Below are 18378 nucleotides of genomic sequence, written 5' to 3'. Positions count from 1 at the left end.
GCAGTTGCCATAGTGCATCGGTCGCTGTGCTGTTGTTGTCATTGCGGCAATAGCAGGCTACCTCAAGGGTGGGGCCGCCCAGATCATCCAGCAGCGAGACCAGCCTGCCGCCGTCACGCGCCGCCCATGCCACTGCCCGAGCGGCGTTGCTCGCGTTCCTGCAGGTAGCGGGCGGGCGTGGTGCCGAGCAGTTTCTTGAACATGCTGATGAAGGCGTTGACGGACTGATAACCGACGTCTTCCGAGACGCGCTGCACGCTCATGCCCTCGGCCAGCAGGCGAATTGCTACTACCAAGTGCAGTTGCTGACGCCAGCGGCTGAAGCTCAGGCCGGTGTCACGCTGGATAAGCCGGGCGAGGGTGCGTTCGCTCATCGCAAGTTCGCTCGCCCACTCGGCCAGGGTGCGTCGGTCGTCCGGGGTCTTGATCAGAGCATCGCTGATGCGGGTCAGCCGCGGGTCTTCAGGCAAGGGTAGATGCAGACGTTCGCTTGGCATGCAGGCCAGCTCTTCCAGCAGCACGCCGACCAGCCGCGCTGTCGGCCCCTGTTCAGGATACGGCTGGGGAAGCTCCGCCAGACGCAGCACCAGCTCACGCAGCAGGGGCGAGATCGACAGCGTGCAGCTGTGGCTTGGCATCTCGAGCGCACCGGGCTCGATGAACAGGTGGCAGACGCGGCCGCCACGGGTCAGATGATTGCTGTGCGGCAGGTTGCCGGGAATCCAGACCCCGCTGTGCGGCGGCACCATCCACAGACCTTCCGGTACGCGACTGGTCACCACGCCATGCAGGGCAATGACCAGCTGCCCCTTGCGATGCTGGTGGATCGGCACCTCCATCACCTGCTGGCCGGTCTCGACATGCAGGGCGCTGGCCGGAATCTCGTAGATGTCCGGGTCATGCTCGCAGACGCTGCTGGAGAAGGGCACCTGATCGGGGCCACGGGTGCTGACCCCGGGCGATGACGGCAGGACGGGTGTGGTCACTGACATGGCGGCTCGCAGATTGTCTGATTTCAGTGATCTGATGTCATGATGGCTCAATTCTGCAGTGGGCGAGGGGATTAAGCTAGTCTCACTCTGTATGCGGACTCACCTTTGGGTGTCGTCCCGCCATTACCCCGTTTCACGATCGTTGCGAGCGCCTCATGACTGAACTCTGCCACTCGTCTCCTGTCCGGCGACTGAGCCACCCGGCCGTATTGATCGCCGGTATCCTGTTGATCGCCATGAACCTGCGTGCGCCCTTCACCAGTATCGCGCCACTGCTGGAGCGCCTGCAGGCGGCGCTGGGCTTCAATGCCACGGCGGCTGGCCTGTTGATGATCCTGCCGCTGCTGGCCTTCGTCGTCGTCTCACCCTGGGTGCCGCGCCTTGCCAGAGGTCTCGGGCTTGAACGCAGTCTCTTCCTCGCCTTGCTGACGATCGCCGCGGGCATCGTACTGCGGGTGCAGGGCAGCATGCTGGCCCTCTATCTGGGTATCGGCCTGATCGGGGCAGGCATTGCCGTGGGCAATGTGCTGCTGCCCAGTCTGGTCAAACGCAGCTTTGCGCAGCATGTCGCGCTGTTGACCTCCTGCTATGTGCTGACCATGGGCATCATGGCCGCCCTTGCCTCGGCGCTGATGGTGCCGTTGGCACAGGGCAGCGGCGCTGGATGGCAGTACGCGATGCTCATAGTGGTAGCTTTGCCATTGGTGACGATGGGGGTGTGGTGGCCGCAGTTGTCACGTCGCTCCCTGCCGGCGGCGAAGGAAGCCGAGAAGGGTGCCGAGAAGGACGTCGAGAAGAGTACCGCGCCTCCGGTGCGTCAGGCAGCGGTGTGGCGCTCGCCACTGGCCTGGCAGGTGACGCTGTTCATGGGCATCAATTCGTTGCTGTTCTATACCGTCAACAGCTGGCTGCCGAGCATGCTGGCGGACAATGGCTTCTCGGCCGAGAAGGCGGGCTCGTTGCATGGTCTGCTCCAGCTGGCTTCGGCCTTGCCGGGATTGATTCTGGTGCCCCTGATGCCGCGCCTGAAGGATCAACGCCTGATCGCCTTCGCGACGCCCTGTATGTCCCTGGCGGGGTTCATCGGGCTATGGCTGATGCCAAAGTGGGCACTGGTGTGGGTGCTGTTGCTGGGCGCGGGCTCCGGGGCCAGCTTCATTCTCGCCTTGTCATTCATGGGGCTGCGGGCGCGCGATGCCATGCAGTCGGCGTCACTGTCGAGCATGGCGCAGACGCTGGGCTATCTGCTCGCGGCCATGGGGCCGCCGCTGATCGGCGCGCTCTACGATATGCAGGGCAATTGGCAGCTGGCACTGATGGTCTGTGCCGTCCTCAGTGTCCTGATGGCGGGTGTCGGCTGGCTGGCGGGCAGGGACCGTCAGTTGCCTGAGGCGTCGGTATCTGAATAATGGAGCGCTGCCCCCAAGGGGCACTGGCAAATCCCCCCATGACAAGGAAGTGAGAGATGGCGAATGCTTCATCGGCTAGCGAAGATCAACGGGCGTCTGACGCGCCAGGTGTTGCGCAGCAACTCGGACGTCGGCGCAAGCCGCATCTGCGGGCAGCCATCCTGGGCCTGGCCAGTCTCGGAGGTATCTTCATGATCGCTCAGCCAGCCAATGCCGCGACGCTGTCACTGCGCGTGATCGAGACCACCGACATCCACGCCAACGTGATGGATTACGACTATTACAAGGACCGTCCCAGCGTGCGCATCGGCCTGGTACGCGCGGCGAGTCTGATCAAGCAGGCGCGCGCAGAGGTGGCCAACAGCGTACTGCTGGACAATGGCGATCTCATCCAGGGCAGCCCGATGGGCGATTACATGGCGGCAGAAGGTCTCGAGGAGGGTGATGTCTTCCCGGCCTACAAGGTCATGAATCAGCTGGATTACGATGTCGGCAACATTGGCAATCATGAATTCAATTACGGGCTCGAGTATCTCGAACGGGCGCTGTCCGGCGCGCAGTTCCCCTATGTGAACGCCAACCTGCTGGACGCCACGACAGGCGAGCCGTACTTCACGCCCTACCAGATCACCCCCCATGCCTTCACGGACAGTGAGGGCAACGCTCAGACCTTGAAGATCGGCTATATCGGCTTCGCGCCGCCGCAGGTGATGACCTGGGACCGCAAGCACCTCCAGGGCCGCCTGACGGCCGAGGACATCACCGAGAGCGCCAGGCGCTGGGTGCCCGAGATGCGCCGGGTGGGCGCGGATGTGGTGATCGCCATCCCGCACTCCGGCATCTCGACCGACCCCTACCGGGTGATGGCCGAGAATTCGGTGTATTACCTCTCGCAGGTCGAGGGCATCGATGGCATCGCCTTCGGGCATGCCCATGCCGTCTTCCCCAGCGAGGAATTCGCCGAGATACCGGGGGCCGATATCGCCAGGGGCACCCTGAATGGCGTGCCGGCGATGATGCCGGGGCACTGGGGCAGCCATGTGGGCGTGATGGATCTCGAACTGAGCAATGCCTCGGGCCAGTGGCGGGTAGTGAGCGGCCAGACAGAAGCCCGGCCGATTCAGGTGGGTGGCGAGGCACAGGTGGCGGAAGATGCTGAACTGGCGGCGCTGGTCGATCATGAGCACGATGCCACGCGCGAGTTCGTCAATCGCAGCATCGGTCGCGCCAGTGCGGCGATGAAGAGCTATCTGGCGCTGGTGCAGGACGACCCGACGATCCAGATCGTCAATCGCGCCCAGGCCGATTACGTCAAACGCTTCGTCGAAGGCGACCCGGACCTGGAAGGCTTGCCGATTCTCTCGGCGGCCGCGCCTTTCAAGGTCGGCGGCCGCCACAATGACCCGACCCAGTTCACCGAGATGGAGGCGGGCGAGCTGAGCTTCCGCAATGCCGCCGACCTCTATCTCTATCCGAACACGCTGGTGGCGCTCAAGGTCACCGGCAGGGAGGTGCGGGAGTGGCTCGAGTGCAGCTCCGGTCAGTTCAACCGTATCGACCCGCAAAGCAACGCCCCTCAGATGCTGATCAACTGGGACGGCTTCCGCAGCTACAACTTCGATGTGATCGACGGCGTCGACTATCAGGTGGATGTCACACAGCCGGCGCGTTACGACGGTAATTGTGCGCTGATCGATGCCGATGCTCAGCGTATCCAGAGCCTCACCCATGAGGGTGAGCCGGTCAAGGACGACGATGTCTTCCTGCTCGCGACCAACAACTATCGCGCCTACGGCGAAGACTTTCCCGGCACCGGCGAGTCGCATGTCGCCTTCGCATCACCGGACGAGAATCGCAGCATTCTGGCCCAGTACATCTCGCGACAGACGCAGCAGCAGGGCGCGGTGGACCCGGCGGCGGATCACAACTGGCGGCTGGCCGCGATCGACACCGACACCCCGCTGGACATTCGCTTTACCACCGCCCCCGGCGAGGATGCGCAGCAGTTCATTGATGCTCAGGCGGTCTACCCGATGACCCTGGTGGATCAGGACGAGATGGGCTTTGCCCGTTATCGCGTCGGGCTGGACCGGATGGAATAGCCGAGGCAGTGCATTGTCGAGCACGTAGTTACTGGGTCGAGCACGAAGTTACTGGCCTGGATTCCGGTAGGAAAAAACGCCAATCAGCGATTGCTGACTGGCGTTTTTTTGTCGCCAGGCGCTACCCGCTATCTGTCTCATTATTCGCTTTTGCCTCAGGTTCTTTTGCGCAGTCCCATTGCGGGTCAGCGCCAGGGCGCGTGCAAGGCGATGCTCAGCAGTACGCGTTTGCCGCGCTCGATGCGGCTGACGCTGTGTTCGTGCAGGTCCGGTCGAAAGAGGATGACGCGATCAAAGAGATTGAAGATGGTGTCATCGGTCTCGAACACGCCACCTAGAGGAGGTTGCTTGAGGATGACATTGAGTTTGTAGTAGCTGCCGCTGCCCATCGGGTCGTTGTGGCGCATCACGCTGTGGCCTTCGGGGTAGGTCACCAGGTTGATGGTCAGACGGCGAAGATCGAGCAGACTGCGGTTGATGACACAGGCCATGGGCGTTTCCCTTGAATTTGATGGGGTCATTAAAGCGCATTTTGAGCAATCAATCAAAATTGTTCTTGAGTGATCGCTCAGTAATCAGTAAGGTGGTCCCACGTTCACGGCAACACCGCGATATAGCACTGTTTCGCCAGGCCGTGATTGAGTATTCATCAAGCGAAGAGGTCAGCAATGAGCCACGACAACGTGACAATGGAAGCCCTGGAAACCCGTTATGCGATGATCGAAGGTCACCGCATTGCCTATAAGGAAATGGGTGAAGGTCAGCCGCTGTTGTTGATCCACGGCATTCCGACCAACAAGCTGATGTGGCGTGATGTGATGCCGGAATTGGCCAGGCATTATCGTGTCATCGCCCCGGACATGCTCAACTATGGCGAGTCGGACATGCCGGTGGATGCTGACGTTTCCATCAATGCCCAGACACGCATCTTCATCAAGCTGATGGATTCACTGGGTGTGGCGAGTGCGGATGTCGTCTCGCATGATATCGGTGGGGGGATCGGTCAGCTGATGGCCGTCAATCATCCCGAGCGTGTTCGCCGTCAGGTACTGATCGACAGCGTATGCTTCGATTCCTGGCCGATTCCGGAGTTCAAGCAGCTGCTGGAGCCGGGCGTCGAGGAAGCGACCAGCGTCGAGGAATTCATCAGCACCATGCGCGGCTTCATGCCTAGTGGTGTGCATGATCCGGCCGTCGCGACCGAAGAGATGGTCGAGCGCTATGTGTCCCAGTGGAACAGCGAGCAAGGCAAGGCGGCTTTCTTCCGCAACATGCGTCGTCTCAACAAGGAATACACCCAGGCCATCGCCGGTGAGCTCAAGAATATCGAGATCAAGACTCTGGTGCTTTGGGGGGACAAGGACAACTTCCAGAAGCCGGATTACGCCCCGATGCTGGCAGATGCCATTCCGGGTGCCGAGCTGATCTGGGTGAAGGACGCCGGTCACTGGGTGACGGATGAAAAGCCGCAGGATACCGTGCGCTATATCCTGGACTTCCTCGCCCGCTGAGGAGAAGCCCATCAGCCATCAGCGCAGTAAAAGCTCTCCCATGATGGTGAATGAGCCCTGAACGACAATGCCCGGTCACAAGACCGGGCATTGTCGTATCTGGCGGAAATCGCGCACGGGAAATCGCCTAATGATGCGCGTTATTCCGCGTGCCCGGAGGGGACTGTCGCTTGCGCTTGGCGGTGATCGTCAAGGCGTCTTCCTCGGTAAGGTCGTCGATGATCGTGTCGAGAGAGGCATTGCCTACCGGGGGCAGGGGCGCGTGATCATCCCGCGGGGCGAGCGTCGGCGCTGTCTGGAAGGCGAGGGGTCTTTCCAGTGCCATGATGCTGCCACTGCGCGTCGGGGTGCACTGCTCATTGACCAGGGTAAAACCGTGGCGCTGGTAGAGTGCCAATGCCGGGCTGTCGGAGAAGACTCTCAGGCGCAGCGCGCGCAGGCAGGGCTGAGCGCCCGGGGAAAGCTCGGAGGCGCGGTCTTTCATCAGCGACTGGCCATACTCCTGCTGCGTTGCCAGCTGGATCAACCATTTCAGGCAGGCGGAGCCGACACCACGGCCTTGCCAATGTGGCACCAGTTGCAGGTCGCGCAGATACAGGATATCCGGTAGGGCCTTGAGGCTGATGAAGCCGACCCATTCGCCATTGATGCGAATCGCGTAATTCTCGTTGTCCCGCCAGCGCTCGTTGAACAGCTCCTCGTCCCAGCTCATGCCATGCCGTTTGTAGGTCGCGAGCATGTTGCCGCAGCACAGTCGCCGAGCTGCGGCGCTCAGATAGCTGCTGCAAGCCGAATCGCTGATAGGGGTAATGCTGAGATCATCCATGATCCTGTCACTTATTGTTGAGGGTAAGGGCACAGATGCGCGAACTGATGACTGTGCGTCCCTGATAGCAGATCAGTCGGTTAGCGCGTACTAATGTAGTTTGCCATCTATCATGAGGTGTTGGTTTGCCACTGACAAGTAAATGCCTGTCCAGTACTTCTTCTGCAGTTGTCAAGCGCCTGGCCAGTGGTTGCCCTAATCGAGGAAGGTGAGTCGAGAGTTGTCAAATTGTAATAGTTATACTATAACATCGCGTTTCGTTCGTTGGCGCCAATTATGCGTCGGCCTCAACCTTCTTGCTCTTGCTCTTGCTCGGATACGCGATATCGATGGTCAAATTGCTTTCAGAGCTTCGGTGGCCATACCGAAACTCCCTTCATTTTCGCAGTCAGCTGGCCGTCGTCAGCGTCGCGCTGAGCCTGGCCATGGTGCAGCCCAGCCATGCGCAAGATGCCTCAGCGGCGCAGGTATCGGCGGCTGACACACGACGTCTGGAGATCGTCGCGCCCTTCGATATCAAGGGGGCAGACCCGCTCCTGAGTGGCATTCTTTTCCAGCGCATGCAGATCGTCGAGACACTGGTCGAGGTGGATGCCACGGGAGAATTGCTGCCTGGGCTGGCAGTGGACTGGGAGGTCTCGGACGACGGCCTGGAGTGGCGCTTCACGCTCCGTTCCGGCGTGCAGTTCCATGATGGCAGCCAGTTGAATGCCGAAGTCGCGCGTCAGAGTCTCGAGATTGCAAGTGCCAAGCCGGGCATCCTGAAGTCAGTGCCGATCGAGCGGATCGTCGCCGAGGATGACCAGACGCTGGTGATTGCCCTCGACGAGCCCTTCGCCGCGTTGCCCGCCTATCTGGCCGATTATCGCCAGCAGATTCTGGCACCCAAGTCCTTCGATGAGTCAGGTACTGCCCAGCAGGTCATTGGTACCGGCCCTTATCGCATGCTGCGTATGACGCCGCCGCTGAGCCTTGAAGTCACCGCATTCGAGGACTACTGGGGCCCGCAGCCCGAGGTGCGTCAGGCGCGTTATCAGGCGGTCAGCCGAGCCGAGGGCAGGGCATTGATCGCCGAGAGCGGAGATGCCGACTTCACCTACGGGCTCGATCCCGCCAGTCGCCAGAGGCTTTCCAGCTCGCCACGTGTGAGTCTGGCAGCGGCCGCGACACCCCGTACGATGCTGTTGAAGGTCAACGCCAATCACCCGGCCTTCCAGGACCCGGATGTGCGGCGCGCATTGAGCCTGGCGATCGATCGCACCGCCATCGCGCAGGTGGTGCTGCGTTACCCGCGCGGGGCCAGTCAGCTATTCCCGCCGATGGTGGAAGGCTGGCATGACCCCGCGCTGCCCGAGCTGCATCAGGACGTCGCCGAAGCGCGCGCACTGCTGGATGCCGCTGGCTGGAAGGTCGCGGAGGATGGCGTTCGTCAAAAGGACGGTCAGCGCCTCGCGATCAGCCTGATCACCTTCTCGGACCGACCGGAGCTGCCGTTGGTCGCCACGGTGCTTGAGCGCCAGTTCCACGCCATCGGTATCCAGACGCGTCTGGACATCACCAACTTCTCGGCGATCCCGGCCGGCCACCACGATGGCAGCCTCGACATGGCGCTGTTCGCGCGCAATCTGGCCATGGTGCCGGACCCCATCGGCAACGTGCTGAGCGATTACGCAGGAACCCCCGAGTCCCCCGGTGGCGACTGGGGCGCGATGGGTTGGTTCGATGCAGACTTCAGCGCAGAGCTTGAGCGCATGGCACGTGAGGGCTACGGACCCACCCCCGAAGGTGAGGACCCGCGTGCCCGGGCCAGCGGCGTGATCCAGCAGGCATTACCCGTGATCCCCATCGCCTGGTACTACCAGAACCTGGCGATCTCCAATCGACTGCAAAGCGCCCAGGTAGACCCCTGGGAGCGTAGTTTCGGCCTTTCAGAATTGCGGTGGGCACAATGAATCTCCCTTCACGTCTGTTGCAGCTATTGATGGTGGTGCTGATGGTCGGCGGCGCCAGCTATCTGATGATGCAGAGTCTGCCCGGCGATGCCGCCTGACGTATCGCGGCCGGCCGCTATGGTTATGACGCGCTGGATGCGGCCGCTGCGGCCTCAGTACGCGCCGAACTGGGCCTCGAGGCACAGGGTGGCTTGCACTTCCTTCACTGGCTGGGCGATATCCTGCGCCTGGAGCTTGGCACCTCGCTGATTTCCGGGGAATCGGTATGGGTGGAGATCCGCCATCAGCTGGGCAACTCCCTGTCACTCGCCGGCGCGGCGCTGGGCATCTCGCTGTTGATCGGCCCGCCGCTGGGGTTGCTGGCCGGTCTGCGTGCCGGCGGATGGCTCGACCGCAGCCTGCTGGCCGTCTGCAGTCTGCTGCGCGCCACGCCGCAGTTCCTGCTGGCGCTGGTGCTGATCCTGCTGATCTCAGTGGAAATGGGCCTGCTGCCGGCCGCCGGTCACGGTGAGCCTCAGCACTTCATTCTGCCGGCGATGACCCTGGCGCTTGGGCTGGCAGCGGTATCGGCACGCTTGGCACGCGATGCCATGGCCGCCGTCACCCAGACGGCCTTTCATGATTTCGCACGCTGGAAGGGCCTCAGCAACGCCCAGACTTTCTGGCGTCACGGCCTGCGCCATGTGGCCTTGCCGCTGGTGACCTACCTGGGACTGCAGTTCGTGACCCTGGTGGAAGGGGTGGTGGTGATCGAGAGCATCTTCGGCTGGCCGGGCATCGGCCATGCGCTGGTTCACGCCATCTTCTCGCGCGATGTGCCGATGGTGCAGGGCACCGCCTTGGTGCTGGGCGTCGGCTTTGTCTTGATCAATCTGCTGGTCGATCTGCTGGGTCGCCAACTGGACCCACGGGGTGTGAAATGAATCAGGTGGTGGAAGGACTTGCACCGCAGCGCGTGGACGCCGCGCGGCGTTCGCGTTTCAACTGGCCGTTACGCCGAGTGATCGGTGCCGTGATGGTCGCCAGTCTGGTACTTCTGGCCTTGCTGGGCAATCTGGTGATACCGGGGGACCCGCTGGAGCAGCATCTCTATCGGGCACTGCAGGGCGCGGATGCCGTCGGTGTCTCTGATGCTGGTGAGGTGATCACCAGCGCGCCGCTGGGGTATGACCATCTCGGCCGCTCTTTGTATCACCGCCTGGTAGCAGCACTGGGACTTTCGCTCTCTATCGCTGCAGGGGCGGTGATTCTGGCGGCGTTCTCGGGCATCTCGCTGGGCCTGCTGGCGGCGGGGCGCGGTGGCTGGGTCGAACGTGTGTTCAGCTTGGTGGCTGACAGTCTATTGGCGCTACCGGGACTATTGCTGGTGCTGATGGTCAGCGTCATCCTGCCGTCGACGCCGTTGGCATTGTGGTTGGGTCTGTCGTTGGTGCTGTGGGTGGAATTCTTCCGCCTGGCCCGCGCCACCGGTCGCAGCGTGTTGGCGAGTCCCGGCGTCGAGGCCAGCCGTTTGCTGGGCTTCGGGGCCTGGTACCGTTTTCGTCATCACCTGTGGCCGGAAATGGCGCCCGTGATGATGACGGCAATGGCCTTCGGCATGGCCAATGCCCTGATGGCGATTGCCGCGCTGGGCTTCGTGCACGTCGGCATTCCGGAGCCCACGCCGGAGCTGGGCACCATGATGGTCGAGCTGTTGCCGTATTGGCGTGAAGCGCCGTTCGCGCTGCTGACGCCGGTGCTGGTCACCTTCCTGCTGTTGCTGGGGCTGTTGCTGATGTCTGGCAGCAAGGCCAGAACGTCAACCGCCGCGGACACCCTCGAAGGAGCGCGCCCATGAATGTCGCGACAATGACCACGCCTGCCTCTCACACGCGGCATGGGGCAACAGCGGATGATGTGGTGCTGAGTGCAGAGGATGTGAGCGTGCGGGTCCAGGGCGCGCAGACGGCGCTGCTGGAGCCTGTCTCACTTGCGCTCAAGGCGGGCGAGCCGCTGGTGGTGATCGGTGAGACGGGGTCCGGCAAGAGCCTGTTGGCTCAGGCACTGCTGGGCACGCTGCCCCGGGAGCTTGTGGCCTCCGGCAGTCTGTGGCTCGACGGCGAGCAATATCCTTTGCACACGCCAGAGAATCGTCGCCCGCTCTGGGGTCGCCGCCTGGCGGTATTGCCCCAGGAGCCCTGGCTGGCGCTGGACCCGCTGATGAAGGTGATTCGTCAGGTCGGAGATGCCTATCGACTGGTTGCGGGGCGTTCGGCGCAGGCCTCCCATACGGCCGCGCGCAGTGATCTGGAGCAGCTCGGCGTCGCCTCGGCCAGCGAGCAGTTGCCGGGCAAGCTGTCCGGTGGCATGGCGCAGCGAGTGGCCTTTGCGGCCGCCCGTGCTGGTGGCGCACCGCTGTTGATCGCCGACGAGCCGACCAAGGGGCTGGACGCCGCCCGCGTCAGCGAGATCGGCGATCTGCTGCTCAAGTCATTGGCCGAGACACCGCGTGCCGGCTTGATGGTCATCACTCATGACATGGCGCTGGCGCACCAGATCGGCGGCCGTTTGATAGTGGTACGCAAGGGGCAGGTGATCGAGCAGGGCGCAACGCGTGACGTGCTGGCCGCACCGACACATGAATATACCCGACGCCTGGTGAATGCCGCGCCGCAGGCCTGGCCGGAGGCCGCCTTCAAGCCGGCAGCCGACAGTGTGAGCGGTGATGGCAAGGCGGCAGGCGAGACCATCATCCACGCCGAGAATCTGACCATCGCGCGCGGGGAGACCACACTGCTGCGTGACGTGGAACTCAGCGTGAAGGGCGGTGAGATCATCGGCGTCCAGGGCGCTTCAGGCTGTGGCAAGTCATCGCTGGGCGATGCGCTGCTCGGCCTGTTGGCACCGCATTCAGGACGCGTGGTCCAGCATGCCGAACGCCTGGAGTATCAGAAGCTCTATCAGGATCCCGTGGCAACTTTCCCGCCACGCCGGACACTGGGGCGCCTGTTGAAGGATCTCAGCGCACGTCATCGTCTCGATGACAGCCAGCTGCCGCAGCTGATGGAGCAACTGAGCCTGGCGCCGGAATTGCTCTCACGTTTGCCGGGCCAGGTCTCGGGGGGCGAGCTGCAGCGTTTCGCACTGTTGCGTCTGATGCTGATCAAGCCGCGCTTCGTGTTCGCTGATGAGCCGACCTCACGCCTCGACCCGCTGGTTCAGCAGGAGGTGATCGCCTGCATGGTGAAGATGGTGCGCGAGCAGGGCACGGCGCTGGTGCTGGTCAGTCATGATGAGGCGCTGCTGCGCAAGGTAGCGGATCGGGTGCTGGTAGTAGAGGAAGGGCGCTTGAAGGCGCGTCAGGAGACCTGATAGAAGACCTGATCGCTCCAGCAAGACGACGCTGGATATGACAACGCCCGGCCGAGACTCATGCGAGTGTCGGCCGGGCGTTGTCGTTTGGTGTCCGCGGGGGGGGGGAATGTTCTGGCGTCGGGGCACGAGTGCTGGCCGCTCTTCTGTCGTCAGGGCGATCGCTGACGGTTCAGCCGCCCAGCAGGGCCGGATTGGCTTGCCAGACGGACCAGGTCAGCGCACTGGCCAGCGTCACCCATGCCAGATAGGGCAGCATCAACAGCCCGGCCAAGCGACTGATACGCCAGAAGGTGATCAGGGTGACGGCGATCAGCGTCCACAGCACCAGCACGTCGATAAACGCCGCCTGACCGAGATGCCAGGCGAAGAACAGCCAGCTCCACAGCCCGTTGACGATCAGCTGCATCACGAACAGCCCGAGCGCCAGTCGATGGCGCGGACGGAAGCCATTGCTGGCATGCAAGCCATCGCGCGCGACACGCCAGGCGGCGAGCGCCATCATCACGAACAGCGCCGTCCACACCGGCCCGAAGGCACCCGCCGGCGGGGCCCATGCCGGCTGGGTGAGGCTTGCATAGAAGGTCTTCGCATCCACCGAGGCCAGCGCGCCGATGGCGGCAGTAAGGAAGCTCAGCCCGAACCACACCACCATCTGGGCGGTGGAGCGCGCAGCGGAGGGTGAGGAAGACGCGGAACGTGGCGATGTCATCTGGCGGTCTCCTGTCTCGAAAAGCGTGATAGAGAAAGACACGATATCCCACGCTGCGTCCTGATTCACCGTCCCGTTCTTCCTGAAAGGTGCACCTGAACGGTTTAACTGAGAGGCACGTCTGCACGGTTCAGCTGAACCGAACATCTGAACGGCTCAGCTGAACCGTGCAGACGGCGGGGACACCCTCAATCCGGCACCGGCCCATCGAAGACTTCCTTGCTGCGACCGGTCAGCGTCGTACCCACCGAGGCGGCGATGACCAGACCGATGGCGAGCCACTGGAAGATGCCCAGCGTCTGACCGAGGAACAACAGGCCGGAGAGCGCCCCGATGGCGGGTTCCAGGCTCATCAGGGTGCCGAAGGTGTGGGTCGGCAGGCGCGGCAAGGCCACCATCTCGAGGGTGTAGGGCAGCGCGGTCGAGAGCACCGCGACGGCCAGTGCCAGCGGCAGGATATCGAGGGAGAACATGGCGCTACCGGCCTCCATCAGGCCGACGGGTGCGACGACCAGCGCCGCGATCGTGATGCCCAGTGCCGCGCTCTGGGTGCCATTGCCTGCGCCAGCCTTCTGGCCGAACAAAATATACAGTGCCCAGCAGAGGCCAGCGCCGAGGGCGAAGGCGGCGCCGACGGGGTCGATCGGCGCGGCGGTGTCCTCACCCAGCAACAGCAGCAATACCAGCCCGGTGATCGCCAGCGCCACCCAGCCAAGGTCGATCCAGCGTCGCGAGCTCAGCAGCGCCACGGCCAGCGGGCCGGTGAATTCCAGTGCCACGGCGATGCCCAGCGGTACCGTCTTGAGGGCCTGGTAGAACAGCAGGTTCATCACGCCCAGCGCCACGCCGTAGATTACGATGGCCTTCCAGGCCTTGCGCGTCACCGGCTTGCGCCACGGGCGCAGAATGGCCAGCAGTAGAGTCGAGGCGATGATCAGACGAATCGCCGTTGCGCCCGCCGCGCCGATCATCGGAAACAGGGAGGTTGCCAGCGAAGCGCCGCTCTGGATCGAGCACATGGCGACCAGCAGTATGGCGACGGGCCACAGACGAGAAGAGGAGGCGGCGACGGCAACTGACATTGAAGTCTCCTTGAGCGATCCAGTGGATGACGGGCATGGTCAGTCAAGAACGCATGCGGCATGATTCAGGGACATTGAGGTAGCAAGGGGAGTGAGCTTGAGCCCAGTCTTATGCCGGCCTCCCTCATCGTCAGCGGGATTGTACGGATGCGCACTATATTGCACAACAGGAAAGATCGACCCGATGTTCTGGTCCATGTCGCGGCCAATGTTCGCCGTCTGCGTCTGGCCGCCGAGCTGAGTCAGCAGGCACTCGCGGATCAGGCCGAAATCAGCCGCCGCATGCTGGTGAACATCGAGAAGGGCGACGTCAATGTCAGCCTGGGCACGCTCGACAAGCTCGCCGAGGCGCTTGGGGTGCTCTTCTACGCGCTGGTGCAGCCCCCGGAAAGCGAAGACTCGGCACGCATCAATGAGCTGGCGTGGGTCGGACAGGCACCTGAAAGCCGCGCCGTCCTGCTGGCCAGCAAACCGGCGACCCAGGAAGTCGAGTTATGGGACTGGACCCTCGCCCCCGGTGAGCACTATGACTCCGCGCCCGATGATGCCGGCTGGCATGAAATGCTGGTGGTCACGCAAGGTGAGCTGACCCTCACGCTAGAGCGTGAGGAAATCGTCATTCACGCCGGGGACTTCCATGTCTATCCCAGTGATCAGGCCTACCGCTATCACAATGCGGGCACCGGAATGCTGCGTTTCATTCGCAATGTACTGCACTGACGACTGCCGATGCATGGCATCGCCAGCGTGCAGTGATTGCCCCGAACTCAATCCCGCATGGCCTGTCCCACTGTCATGACGTTTCATTTCAAGGAGCCATGCATGGCGAAGGTACGTATCACGCAACAGGGCACGATCCATTGTTTTCCGGCCGGCTTGAAGGATGAGGATGGCAAGCTGGTGAACGCCGAGATTTCCGCCGTGGCCTATGACGGTGAGCGTCTGTTGATGGCGAGTGACAAGCCGATTCCGGGCGAGGGACGCTCGGCGGTCTTTTCCTTGCCACTGGATTCGCAAGGGCCGGATGACAGTCAGCTTGAGTATCTGACCACTCCGCTGATCCGGCAGGCGGTCAAGTATGAGGATTTCGCGCTGACCACCGATGGCCGCCATATGCTGGCGACCACCGGGTTTGATCGTATCGACAGCGAGAGCCATGCCTTGAACGACTACAACCATCTGCTGATCTGGCCCCTGGGACAGCCTGACAAGGTGCAGGTGGTCGACCCGGACCCGCGTGATGGAGTCGAGGGCTCACTGGAGTTTCGTCAGAAGCTGGGCACGGCCATCGGCCACCCGTACTACAAGATCGAAGGTCTGGCGGTCGTGCCGAGTGACAAGGGCGATGGGCTGATCCTGTTCGGGGTGCGCGAACAAGGCAACTCGCATGATGACTTCGCGTACGTGCGACGCGTCATCGGGGCGCGCTATGCGATGACCGACAGCGACAATATCGAGTTCATCGAGGACCTTCACGACGTCTATGCTTTTGACCCCGCCGAGTATGAGGGCGTGAATCACGAGTGTGGTCTTTCGAGCCTGGAATATGATCCCTATCACGCACGTCTCTATCTGGTGACCAGCTTCGAGACCGAGCAGGGCAGTGAGGAGGTGATCGGGGGCTATCTGTGGGTGCTGTCGCTGGGCGACTTTCATGCGGGCAGGCCTCCGACGCTGGTGACCCATGAGGATGGTCGCGTGCTGGAGTTCGAGCACAAGGCGGAAGGCCTTGCGGTACTGGATCGCGAACGGCTGTTCGTTGTCTATGACAATGATCGCAACCATGAGCTGGGTAGCGTGGATGAACGCGATGAGCGCCACTCCTGTGAAGCGCCCTATACGATGCTGGCACTGGTCTGACGGCAACTCGTCGGATCAGGCATATTTTCACGCCGTGGGGAAACAGTCTCACGGCTCTTGCGTAGAAATGAAGCCGCCTGACTTCGCGATGGCCTCCCTGATCACCTCTTTTGCGCCGCTGTTATCGCCTGCATGATCACAAGGTTTTGCTTGTTCAATTTCATGCTGAATCATCATTTCCCTGCCGGGATTGGTGACGAAAAAGCCCCGACATGCCTATGCATGTCGGGGCTTTTCATGATCGCACCTTCCCTGTGTCAATGCGCGTTGTCACACGGCATCGAGTGGTGAATCCATGTTGTTAAAGGCTTGAGATTACATGGCCTTGTAGAACAGGTAATCGGCCTGGTACATCACGATTTCGACCTTGTCCTTGTAAGCTTCATCGCAGGCCATGTCAGGTGCGGCACCGCCCTGCGTATTGAGGCGCTGAACATAGGTGACGCCTTGCATATGCCCTTCACCTTCGGCCGGATTGGCCTCGACCAGCTGCAGCGGGATGTTGCCCTTGCCGTTGGGCTCTACCGCCAACTGTGTGCCGGTGATCTTGGAGCCATCCATGGATTCCCAGGTGGCGGGCGGACCATAGTATTTGCCGACCTGCTTGCCATCGGCATCATTCAGCGCGGCATCCGGCCCCTTGAAGACCCAGCCCATGGTGCCATCGTCCTTGGCTTCGCAGGCCCATTTGATCTTGCCGACACCGACGGTTTCCATGGCGACTTCATTGCCTTCTGGCACCGTGACGCTCTCGGGAACCTCCATGGCCTGAGCCAGCGGGCTCAATGCGAGGGCAGCGAAAATACCAGAGATACAGGCGATTGTTTTCATCTTGACGACTCCGTAGACAGATAAGGTTCAGCTAGCGGTTGCAGGTGTGTCGTTGTCTCCCTTGCACTGTTCATAACGCTGGCTTTTCTCGTCTGGATGTCACGGGATCACATTTTTTTTCGTGGGTCATTCATCGCCTGTGTTCAGCGCCTATCAGCGGCGTCATGAAATGAGGACAGAAGCGCCAGGAGTGCAGGGTGAAGGCCAGGTGGCAAGCAATAGACCCAGATACACAGACGCCCCGCAGCACGAGGCTGCGAGGCGTCTGTGTGACGGCGTGAACCCTGAAGTATTCAGTCGTAATTGCGGGTGCCGCGAATCGGGTAGTCATTATCCGGTTTGCGGATGAACTCGATGCCAACGATGAGGGTATCCAGGTCAGGCCGCACGAAGGGCGCGTTGGCAATTTCCTGGATCTGGATTTTGCCCTCGCCATTGACGACGAAGAAGGCAGGCTCGGGGAAGTCGTGATCGGTTTCCTTTTCGCTGCGCGGCGTCGAGATGAACAGCCCAAGCGTCTGCATCTGTTCGAGGGTCAGTCCATAGGCGAGCGGGAAGTTGACCTCCAGCGACTCGCGATGCTGCGTGAGCTGCTGCTGATCATCGGCAGACACCGCGACCAGGTCGACGCCCTCGGCGCTGAAGCGCTCGCGATAGCTCTCCAGTTTGTTGAGGAACTTGGTGCAGATCGGGCAATGCTTGCCGCGATAGACCACGACCAGCTGCCAGTCATGCTCGCCCTGGGGCTTGCCGAGGGTCAGTGTCTCACCGTCGCTGCGCTTGACCTGGATGGCCGGGAATTCACTGCCTGAATGGAGCTTGTGTGTATACATGCTGTCTGACTCCCAGAATGTCTGGTGGGCGAATTGCCGTGTCCACGAACAATGGCGCTGCTGGCGAATATTTCAATGCCCTGCCGTGCAACGAGGTGTTGCCTGAATCAATATCGGCAAGACCCTCATGGGCGGGGCTCAGCCGAGATAGCCGGTATGCTCCAGCAGGATGGTCGTGCCGATGCCGATCAGCACCAGGCCACCGATGATTTCCGCGCGCTTGCCGACCATCTTGCCCAGCACACCACCCAGCATCACGCCGGTGGTGGCCATCACGAAAGTGGCGGTGCCGATCGCCAGCGCAGTGGTGACGATGTTCACGCCCGCAAAGGCAAGCCCGGCACCCACGGCCATGGCATCGATACTGGTAGAAAGCCCGGTCAGCATCAGGCGGGGCAACGACTGCGGGGTGGTGCAGTCCTCGTCTTCCTCGTCCTTGGAAAGCCCCTCATGAATCATGTGCAGACCGAGCAGCAGCAGCAGGGCGAAGGCGATCCAGTGGTCCCACTGTTCGACATGGACGGCCAGTGAGCGACCGATCAGCCAGCCGATCACGGGCGTGATGGCTTCGATGACCCCGAAGATGAGGCCGATGCGCAGGGCGTCTTTCAAAGAGGGACGACGTATGACGGCTCCCTTGCACAAGGCGGCAGCAAAGGCGTCGCAGGACATGGAGAAGGCGAGCAGAAATGTCGGTAGCAGAGGCATGAGTCAGGATGTTCCAGGCCGGTTGCGAGTCAACAACAGCAAGACACCACCGGCCGGAAGCGTCTGACTGTCATTGGTCTCGCCGAACCTCGTCCTGACTGATCACGGGCATGATCGGATAGGTGGGTCCTCGGTGCCACGGCAATGCCTGCCGACTATGTTGACATCCGAGACTCTCGTTGGGTGACGAGAGCGGGCTACTCCCCAAA

Annotated in this window: 17 protein-coding genes; 9 read left to right on the top strand and 8 right to left on the bottom strand. The window is 62.0% G+C overall.

Going from position 1 to position 18378, the window contains the following annotated elements; all coding sequences use genetic code 11:
* Nucleotides 1-113: 113 nt before the first annotated feature.
* Nucleotides 114-992, bottom strand: coding sequence for a helix-turn-helix transcriptional regulator (locus NH396_RS03255; protein WP_082388511.1), 879 nt, complete (start codon nucleotides 990-992; stop codon nucleotides 114-116).
* A 155-nt stretch (nucleotides 993-1147) separates the two neighbouring features.
* Here NH396_RS03255 and NH396_RS03250 point away from each other — a divergent pair, with 155 nt between their 5' ends.
* Together NH396_RS03250 and NH396_RS03245 are read left to right on the top strand one after the other, a co-directional pair.
* Complete coding sequence (locus NH396_RS03250) at nucleotides 1148-2401, top strand: MFS transporter (protein ID WP_253061622.1); 1254 nt, start codon at nucleotides 1148-1150, stop codon at nucleotides 2399-2401.
* A gap of 191 nt (nucleotides 2402-2592) precedes the next feature.
* Nucleotides 2593-4503: a bifunctional 2',3'-cyclic-nucleotide 2'-phosphodiesterase/3'-nucleotidase gene (locus NH396_RS03245; RefSeq protein WP_253061620.1), complete on the top strand. Its 1911-nt coding sequence runs from the start codon at nucleotides 2593-2595 to the stop codon at nucleotides 4501-4503.
* 185 nt (nucleotides 4504-4688) lie between these two features.
* Here the strand turns inward: NH396_RS03245 and NH396_RS03240 are convergent, their stop codons facing one another.
* Nucleotides 4689-4994 (bottom strand): hypothetical protein, encoded by a 306-nt coding sequence (locus tag NH396_RS03240; protein ID WP_253061618.1) that lies wholly within the window; start codon nucleotides 4992-4994, stop codon nucleotides 4689-4691.
* Between the two features lie 177 nt (nucleotides 4995-5171).
* Between NH396_RS03240 and NH396_RS03235 the strand changes: the two genes are divergently transcribed.
* Nucleotides 5172-6014, top strand: a complete 843-nt coding sequence (locus NH396_RS03235) for an alpha/beta hydrolase (RefSeq protein ID WP_225996418.1) — start codon at nucleotides 5172-5174, stop codon at nucleotides 6012-6014.
* 127 nt (nucleotides 6015-6141) lie between these two features.
* On the opposite strand, the gene NH396_RS03230 is transcribed toward NH396_RS03235, so the two are convergent.
* Nucleotides 6142-6840 (bottom strand): GNAT family N-acetyltransferase, encoded by a 699-nt coding sequence (locus tag NH396_RS03230; protein WP_253061616.1) that lies wholly within the window; start codon nucleotides 6838-6840, stop codon nucleotides 6142-6144.
* 425 nt (nucleotides 6841-7265) lie between these two features.
* Between NH396_RS03230 and NH396_RS03225 the strand changes: the two genes are divergently transcribed.
* The 4 genes from NH396_RS03225 (at nucleotide 7266) to NH396_RS03210 (ending at nucleotide 12143) form a co-directional block, all read left to right on the top strand.
* Complete coding sequence (locus NH396_RS03225; protein ID WP_253061614.1) at nucleotides 7266-8792, top strand: ABC transporter substrate-binding protein; 1527 nt, start codon at nucleotides 7266-7268, stop codon at nucleotides 8790-8792.
* A 191-nt stretch (nucleotides 8793-8983) separates the two neighbouring features.
* Nucleotides 8984-9715: an ABC transporter permease gene (locus NH396_RS03220; protein ID WP_253061612.1), complete on the top strand. Its 732-nt coding sequence runs from the start codon at nucleotides 8984-8986 to the stop codon at nucleotides 9713-9715.
* Nucleotides 9712-10629, top strand: a complete 918-nt coding sequence (locus tag NH396_RS03215) for an ABC transporter permease subunit (protein ID WP_253061610.1) — start codon at nucleotides 9712-9714, stop codon at nucleotides 10627-10629. The genes NH396_RS03220 and NH396_RS03215 overlap by 4 nt, the downstream gene beginning before the upstream one ends.
* Nucleotides 10626-12143, top strand: a complete 1518-nt coding sequence (locus NH396_RS03210; protein ID WP_253061608.1) for an ATP-binding cassette domain-containing protein — start codon at nucleotides 10626-10628, stop codon at nucleotides 12141-12143. The genes NH396_RS03215 and NH396_RS03210 overlap by 4 nt, the downstream gene beginning before the upstream one ends.
* 172 nt (nucleotides 12144-12315) lie before the next feature.
* On the opposite strand, the gene NH396_RS03205 is transcribed toward NH396_RS03210, so the two are convergent.
* Together NH396_RS03205 and rhtA are read right to left on the bottom strand one after the other, a co-directional pair.
* A complete protein-coding gene (locus NH396_RS03205) occupies nucleotides 12316-12855 on the bottom strand; it encodes a TspO/MBR family protein (protein ID WP_253061606.1) in 540 nt (179 codons plus the stop codon).
* A 188-nt stretch (nucleotides 12856-13043) separates the two neighbouring features.
* Entirely contained in the window at nucleotides 13044-13937 is an 894-nt protein-coding gene (gene rhtA, locus NH396_RS03200) for a threonine/homoserine exporter RhtA (protein ID WP_253061604.1), read from the bottom strand.
* A 147-nt stretch (nucleotides 13938-14084) separates the two neighbouring features.
* On the opposite strand from rhtA, the gene NH396_RS03195 reads away from it, so the two are divergent.
* Nucleotides 14085-14657: an XRE family transcriptional regulator gene (locus tag NH396_RS03195; protein ID WP_253061602.1), complete on the top strand. Its 573-nt coding sequence runs from the start codon at nucleotides 14085-14087 to the stop codon at nucleotides 14655-14657.
* 102 nt (nucleotides 14658-14759) lie between these two features.
* Nucleotides 14760-15797, top strand: coding sequence for a hypothetical protein (locus NH396_RS03190; RefSeq protein WP_253061600.1), 1038 nt, complete (start codon nucleotides 14760-14762; stop codon nucleotides 15795-15797).
* 315 nt (nucleotides 15798-16112) lie between these two features.
* Here NH396_RS03190 and NH396_RS03185 read toward each other — a convergent pair whose 3' ends face one another.
* The 3 genes from NH396_RS03185 to NH396_RS03175 form a co-directional block, all read right to left on the bottom strand.
* On the bottom strand, nucleotides 16113-16628 hold the full coding sequence (locus tag NH396_RS03185; RefSeq protein WP_253061598.1) for a DUF3455 domain-containing protein: 516 nt from the start codon (nucleotides 16626-16628) through the stop codon (nucleotides 16113-16115).
* A gap of 293 nt (nucleotides 16629-16921) precedes the next feature.
* A complete protein-coding gene (locus tag NH396_RS03180; RefSeq protein WP_253061596.1) occupies nucleotides 16922-17461 on the bottom strand; it encodes a redoxin domain-containing protein in 540 nt (179 codons plus the stop codon).
* Between the two features lie 138 nt (nucleotides 17462-17599).
* Nucleotides 17600-18169, bottom strand: coding sequence for a manganese efflux pump MntP family protein (locus NH396_RS03175; protein ID WP_253061594.1), 570 nt, complete (start codon nucleotides 18167-18169; stop codon nucleotides 17600-17602).
* Nucleotides 18170-18378 lie beyond the last annotated feature (209 nt).

It is taken from the genome of Cobetia sp. Dlab-2-AX (assembly GCF_024124625.1).
Lineage (GTDB): Bacteria > Pseudomonadota > Gammaproteobacteria > Pseudomonadales > Halomonadaceae > Cobetia.
The sequence above is the reverse complement of the archived record's forward strand: the minus strand, read 5'-3'. Positions and strand labels throughout refer to the sequence as shown.